The organism is Methyloglobulus sp. (assembly GCF_040079455.1).
In the GTDB taxonomy this organism is placed as follows: Bacteria; Pseudomonadota; Gammaproteobacteria; order Methylococcales; family Methylomonadaceae; genus Methyloglobulus.
Genome location: NZ_JBEBKJ010000003.1, coordinates 94,728 through 100,760 on the forward strand (window position 1 = coordinate 94,728; position 6,033 = coordinate 100,760).

Below are 6,033 nucleotides of genomic sequence, written 5' to 3' on the forward strand. Positions count from 1 at the left end.
CGCTTACGCGACGGTTATTTTAATGTGGGTTTTCGTACCCACGGACGAGATACTTTCTTTTGCTTCGCCAAAAGAAAGTATCCAAAGAAAAGGCGACCCGAATGCCGCTTGCTTCCTGCGTTCCTCAGTTTTGACGGGGGTTGCCGGAAGGGACTTCCTGTCCCTCCGGCAACGTGCGGCATCCCTGCCGCACCCCTAACGGGCTATTCCCGCCAAAACCTCCGGTACTCGGCGCGGCATGACGGGATTGGGAGATTGTTGTAGTATAGTAGGGTGGACTAGACGCGCAAAGCAGCCAGATTTAAAGATAAGTAAAGTATTTCCGCGCATCGTAATCCACCATATCGAAGCTCATCACATTCGGCGGGTTACGCCGCGCATGAACGCCAGCAATTTTTTAGGCACAGTGGGTTTTCGCGGCCTAACCGCGCCCTAAAACTAACCCACCGTACGAGGTAATCCAGCACATTTATACGACTTACGGCCTTTAGTATTTGCCCAACGCATCTTCTGCTTCAATGTCTTGATCTGCACAGGCTTTGACCATTGCGTAACCATGTTCTCCCATTTGACCAAGACATCTTGTAAGAATGTCTTTATGTTTTTCCAAGTATGAGCCAATGGCAAGGGCTTGAAACGCTTCTAAATCCTGATCGACACAGGCTTTAACCATTGCTGCTCCATGTTCTCCCATTTGGGTTCGACAACGGCTTATAATTTTTTGTTTGGGTTCACTTGTTTTTTGCTCCGTCTCATCTTCCAAACTCTTTTTCTTACAATCACCATCTATACATTTGCTTTCGCCCAACTTTAGACCATTTTCATCCCAGACTGTTTGCAATCCATTTTCCTTTCCGTCCTTGTAGTTGGTTTCTGACATTTTCTGCCCATTCTCATGCCACCTTGTCGTTAGTCCATTTTCTCTTCCATCCTTGTAGTTTTTTTTAAATTTTATCTTTCCATTCGAATAATACTCTTCAAATATACCAGTGAAAGGTTCGCTCTCATTAGGTAAAAAGGCAATTTCATTTCTATTTTCTATAGCTGTAGTAGTTCGATCTTTTGATTCCGTGCTTTTTAAAATACTGCTGTCTGCACTACAACCTGTAACAAGAGAAAACAAAACCCATATACACAATATTATTTTCATAGACTAATCCTTAAATTGTTATTGTATTGATCTTTAACTACTGTGCTTTAAATCCAAACAATTCAAGTGATACAGTGAGCCAATGAGGTTTATGAATGTGATGAGAACCTGTAATATATCCTGCGGTTGGATCATCCCAATCTTCGCTATCCCAATCATGTTCAATATCAACATGGGCGTATCCGTATACAATATCAAATGCTTCTTTAGAACTTGGTACGACAACAAGAGTGTGTTGTGAATCAAGCTCCAACTCATCAATTTTTATTCTCCATTCACGTTCCCAAGTATAGTCTTCCATTGGACTTGCTGGATTATATTGGACATAACGATAACGCAGAGACTCAGGATAATCGCAAAGTGCATCGGGATGATCATAAATTACGGGGCGACCACCTTTCTTATAAAGCCACTTCTTGCTGACTGCAATACCGTATGGCTCGTATCGAGGACGCTCAGACTCTGAGGAAGCAATCGTAACCAGGGAGAAAATAGAGTTAAATTCTTGAATCGGTGACTCTGTAAAACAGACGATTTTATCCGGCTCGCTCCAGCGCGATGTGCCTCGCAATTTTCCTTCGTTAAGAATTGCATGAAGCACAGAATTTGCCGGGCTATCATTTGTGCTACGAGTAAAATGGAATAACAAATCGCTAACATCTCGTCTCACAAGGCGAATGCGCTTTTCAAGTTCTTCGGATTGTTCAGGGGTAGCGTGTGTATTCATCTTTGGATGCGTCATTGAATTAAATATTAACCCTTAAGATACGCCGTGTGTAGTTCATAGAATGTGACGAGGAACGAGACGCATCGTTCGCGACAGATGCGCTTCACTTTGTTCAGCACATCCTACATTTAAAACTCCCCATCTCCCATATGCCGCGCCGAGCATCGGAGCATTTATCGGGAATAGCCCGTTAGGGGTGCGGCAGGGATGCCGCACGTTGCCGGAGGGACAGGAAGTCCCTTCCGGCAACCCCCGGCAAATGCGAGAAGCGCAGGAAGCAAGCGGCATCCGGGTCGCCTTTTCTTTGGATACTTTCTTTTGTGGAAAAATGCTCCTGCATTTTCCACATTCACCACATCCATGTGGTTTGGCGAAGCAAAGAAAAGTATCTCGTCTGTGGGTACGAGAACCCACATTAAAATAGCCGTCGCGGTAGCGACACCTGAAATACCCCCTCACCCTAGCCCTCTCCCACAAGGAGAGGGTATGTTGATTCCATTCATCACTATCAAACTATGATAGGCTCAACCCTGATGCAATTCCTTCCGAATGGTCTCCCGCACAACATCGGCTAATGTTAAGCCTTGGGCAAACTGCCGTAATGCTTCATTCATCAGGGTTTGATAATTGCCGCCGGTGATTTCGGCGCGGACTTTAAAAATAGCCAGCGTGTCATTATCGACGCGCATGGTTATGCGCGACTTGCCGCCTTGTTCGGCTTGCAATTTTGCCAATGCCGGGATTTCCGAGACAGGCTTGGCATCGCTAAAATCCATGTCGACATAACGGTCAAATAGGGGATCAGAATTGTTGCTCATAACGTCTCCTTTGGGATTGGTTGGCTTTCCAGGCAGAAATTAGACGCACTGTCTCTTCGCGTAACGTCCAAACCACGATTAAAATTCGACCCTTTGCACCCATGCCCAGAGTGATAAACCGTTGTTCATTGTCGGCATTACCATTCTCTTTCGTCAATGCGTAAGGATCTAGCAATACAGCTTTGGCTTCATCGAACGTCACGCCCTCGTGTTTCAATGGATTTGCGGCAGCTTTGTCAGGATCGAATTCAATCTTCATGCGTCAATTATATGCACAATTGTGCGTACAAACAAGAGTTGACAATCTTCCGCTGATGAAGCGCACATCATAAATTATTCAATAACCTTCAACCCACCCATATACGGCAACAACACCTCAGGAATATGTATCTTCCCCTCCTCATCCTGATAATTCTCCATGACCGCAATCAACGTCCTGCCAGCCGCCAAACCTGAGCCGTTTAAGGTATGCACCAATTCGGGCTTGCCTGTTTCCGAGTTTCGCCAACGTGCCTGTAAGCGTCGCGCCTGGAAGTCCTTAAAATTACTGCAAGAAGAAATTTCCCGATACGCGCCCTGCCCTGGTAGCCAGACTTCAAGGTCGTAGGTTTTTGCCGATGAAAAACCAGTGTCGCCCGCGCACAGCAACATCTTTCGATAAGGCAGGTTCAGTTTTTCCAGGATAACTTCGGCATGGCGCGTCAATTCTTCGTGTACGCGGGCGGAATCTTCCGGCCTGACGATTTGGACAATTTCTACTTTTTCGAACTGGTGCTGGCGGATCATGCCGCGCACGTCGCGCCCATACGCACCTGCTTCACTGCGAAAACATGGGCTATGACAAACGAATTTCAGGGGCAAGTCTTTGGCATCGACGATGACATCACGAACGATGTTGGTGACAGGGACTTCCGCCGTCGGAATCAAGTACAAAGCCGGATCATCACTAGCTTTAAACAAATCGGCTTCAAACTTTGGCAATTGCCCGGTGCCACGCAAACTGTCTGCATTCACCAGATACGGCACATAGGTTTCGCTATAACCATGCTCGGCGGTGTGCGTATCCAACATTAACTGGATGATGGCGCGTTGCAAGCGGGCTAACGGGCCATTCAAGACCACAAACCGTGCGCCTGCGATTTTTGCGCCCAATTCAAAATCTATCAGCCTGTTTTTTGCGCCCAAATCAACGTGGTCTTTGGGCGTAAAGGTGAATTCAGGCACCTTACCCCAGCGGCTTATCTCAACATTGGCTTCTTCATTTTTGCCTTCGGGTACGGATTCATCCAGAATGTTGGGTATGACTTCCATCAGCGCAGCCATTTCCTGTTGGATTTCAGCCAGTTCCGCTTCTGCCGCTTTCAAGTCATCGCCGAGATGTTGCATTTGCTCCAAAATGGGCTGGACATCTTCGCCTTTGGCTTTGGCTTGCCCTACCAATTTGGAACGGCTGTTGCGTTCATTCTGCAATTCCTGGGTCTTCACCTGCACTTCTTTGCGGCGGGCTTCCAACGCGATATAAGGTGCGGGGTCGAATGCGAACGAACGCCTGTCCAGTTGTTGCTTAACCTTATCAAGGTCTGTCCTGAATAATCGGGGGTCTAACACGGTATTTCCTAATCAATAAAAACGAACACAAAAACTAATTATAAGTCTTTTGCGGCAATAAACCCCAGCCACGTTAGCAATGAGCAAACCAAGGTGTTGGCTGAAAATATGCCTATCAAATAACGCATCTGGCTGGATAGCGAATAGCCCTGCTCGATTAAGTACAACAGGACATACAAGCCGGACAACACCAAATACATGCCGATGACGACAACCATAAGCGTTGCGCCCAAGGGTTCGGGCAAAGCAATCTTGGCCAGCAACAGGGCAATCACAAAACCAATCATGAACGCGCCTATCGTGTTGATGACCAGCAACGCATAAGGAATGGTATGCCCCTGCCAGCTTATTGCACCGCCTGACCAAAAAAACAAGCCCCGGCTACAGAGCAAGCCCAGCCAGACCGCCAGGATGCAGGCGGTGACACTGACAAAGATATTGCCTGCCGCTTTCGTCAGGCTGCCTTGCTCGATAAGGTACAAGGTTTCCAGGGAAAACGTGGAAAACGTGGTGAATGCGCCGATAAAGCCGACTAGGATGGCGGCGCGGTAATCATAGGCAAAGGTGACTTTCTGAACTATCAAGGCTTCGGTCAGCAAGCCCAACAGGAAAGAGCCGATGATATTGACCACCAGTGTACCGTAAGGAAAGCCACGGCCTAGCCACTGGTAAATGCCGGTTGACACCAGGAAGCGGAATACAGCTCCGAATGAGCCGCCTAGGGCGACGGCGATTATTTGATTCATTAATTAATCCAATAAATCCAAGGATCATCCCTTGCAAGAAAATAATTAGCGTGTAGTTCCGATTAGCGATAGCGTAATCGGAGGAAAGTAATCAACAATCTCATGCGTACGATTACGCTATCGCTAATCGTACCTACGTCCCTTACGGCTTTAAAGTACGGATAATAAAATCAATATAATTTTTATTTTTTATGAATTTTCTTCCAAACAAACGTTCCTGAGAACTTTTTCTTCATCACTCCCAAAAATATTTATATTTCTTGAGTAGTCATGATTGGTAGGAACATGAGGTGGTTTCTTCTTGATTTCATATAAGATGATTTGGTCATATTCTACCGGTTCTAAAACCGCTGGAAAATAAACATGCTTTCCTTCTTTATTCCCGAATATCGTTACTTCTTGACCATCTTTTATATAGATCATTTCGGTTAAGCTGTATCTGTTGTCTGGATAAACAATCATTGAGCAAACTGTTTGAGTATCGCCAATCTTAAGATTGCCTCTATAGACTTTTTTAACTTCCATAGACCAAACTCCGACATCATAAACCTCCCTTTCCAACTCCTTATTCTTTCCTTTTTCAACACCATTTTCAATTGTTGTAAATTCAACAATTTCTTCAGTTATCAAGCCGTCTTTAATAATTTTCTTGCCCAGCACTTTGCCAACAAAGATAGTATCCGCCCTCGCCACTAAGTTTTTGATTTGCTCTTCAATGGGAATAAATGCTTTTCTTGTTGCGTAAGCATCAAACCCAACAAATAAAATGGCAATTAAAACCAAATAGTTAATTTTAGCTATCCAGGGTACGCAATGCGTACCCTACAAACTTGGACATTTAATAAAATGCTCACGGTAATAACGCAATTCTTCAATCGATTCAATAATATCCGCCAAGGCTTCATGCTTGGTTTCTTTTTTGAACCCGTCTTTCAGGTTCGGTGCCCACCGCGCCGCCAATTCCTTTAATGTCGAGACATCAAT

At 45.5% G+C, this 6,033-nt stretch carries 8 protein-coding genes and 1 pseudogene; 1 reads left to right on the plus strand and 8 read right to left on the minus strand.

Annotated elements, in window-relative coordinates; translation table 11 throughout:
* Positions 1 to 22 precede the first annotated feature (22 nt).
* Entirely contained in the window at positions 23 to 199 is a 177-nt protein-coding gene (locus tag ABL924_RS01670; RefSeq protein ID WP_349025325.1) for a hypothetical protein, read from the plus strand.
* A 288-nt stretch (positions 200 to 487) separates the two neighbouring features.
* Here the strand turns inward: ABL924_RS01670 and ABL924_RS01675 are convergent, their stop codons facing one another.
* The 8 genes and pseudogenes from ABL924_RS01675 to ABL924_RS01710 all read right to left on the minus strand — a co-directional run.
* Complete coding sequence (locus ABL924_RS01675) at positions 488 to 1,150, minus strand: hypothetical protein (protein WP_349025326.1); 663 nt, start codon at positions 1,148 to 1,150, stop codon at positions 488 to 490.
* Positions 1,151 to 1,187: 37 nt separating this feature from the next.
* Positions 1,188 to 1,877 (minus strand): hypothetical protein, encoded by a 690-nt coding sequence (locus ABL924_RS01680; protein WP_349025327.1) that lies wholly within the window; start codon positions 1,875 to 1,877, stop codon positions 1,188 to 1,190.
* 524 nt (positions 1,878 to 2,401) lie between these two features.
* Complete coding sequence (locus ABL924_RS01685; protein WP_349025328.1) at positions 2,402 to 2,695, minus strand: BrnA antitoxin family protein; 294 nt, start codon at positions 2,693 to 2,695, stop codon at positions 2,402 to 2,404.
* Positions 2,679 to 2,954 carry a BrnT family toxin gene (locus ABL924_RS01690; RefSeq protein WP_349025329.1) on the minus strand — a complete coding sequence of 92 codons (276 nt, stop codon included), beginning with the start codon at positions 2,952 to 2,954 and terminating at the stop codon, positions 2,679 to 2,681. Before ABL924_RS01690 ends, ABL924_RS01685 begins: the two co-directional genes overlap by 17 nt.
* A 74-nt stretch (positions 2,955 to 3,028) precedes the next feature.
* Positions 3,029 to 4,303: a serine--tRNA ligase gene (serS, locus tag ABL924_RS01695; RefSeq protein ID WP_349025330.1), complete on the minus strand. Its 1,275-nt coding sequence runs from the start codon at positions 4,301 to 4,303 to the stop codon at positions 3,029 to 3,031.
* Between the two features lie 38 nt (positions 4,304 to 4,341).
* A complete protein-coding gene (crcB, locus tag ABL924_RS01700) occupies positions 4,342 to 5,049 on the minus strand; it encodes a fluoride efflux transporter CrcB (protein ID WP_349025331.1) in 708 nt (235 codons plus the stop codon).
* Positions 5,050 to 5,238: 189 nt separating this feature from the next.
* Positions 5,239 to 5,832: a hypothetical protein gene (locus tag ABL924_RS01705; protein WP_349025332.1), complete on the minus strand. Its 594-nt coding sequence runs from the start codon at positions 5,830 to 5,832 to the stop codon at positions 5,239 to 5,241.
* 39 nt (positions 5,833 to 5,871) lie between these two features.
* Positions 5,872 to 6,033 (minus strand): annotated as a pseudogene (locus tag ABL924_RS01710) (oligoribonuclease); the annotation flags it as partial.

Coding starts and splice junctions, on each gene's coding strand:
- ABL924_RS01670 (WP_349025325.1), top strand. CDS start 23: ATGTGGGTTTTCGTACCCACGGACGAGATACTTTCTTTTGCTTCGCCA.
- ABL924_RS01675 (WP_349025326.1), bottom strand. CDS start 1,150: ATGAAAATAATATTGTGTATATGGGTTTTGTTTTCTCTTGTTACAGGT.
- ABL924_RS01680 (WP_349025327.1), bottom strand. CDS start 1,877: ATGAATACACACGCTACCCCTGAACAATCCGAAGAACTTGAAAAGCGC.
- ABL924_RS01685 (WP_349025328.1), bottom strand. CDS start 2,695: ATGAGCAACAATTCTGATCCCCTATTTGACCGTTATGTCGACATGGAT.
- ABL924_RS01690 (WP_349025329.1), bottom strand. CDS start 2,954: ATGAAGATTGAATTCGATCCTGACAAAGCTGCCGCAAATCCATTGAAA.
- crcB (WP_349025331.1), bottom strand. CDS start 5,049: ATGAATCAAATAATCGCCGTCGCCCTAGGCGGCTCATTCGGAGCTGTA.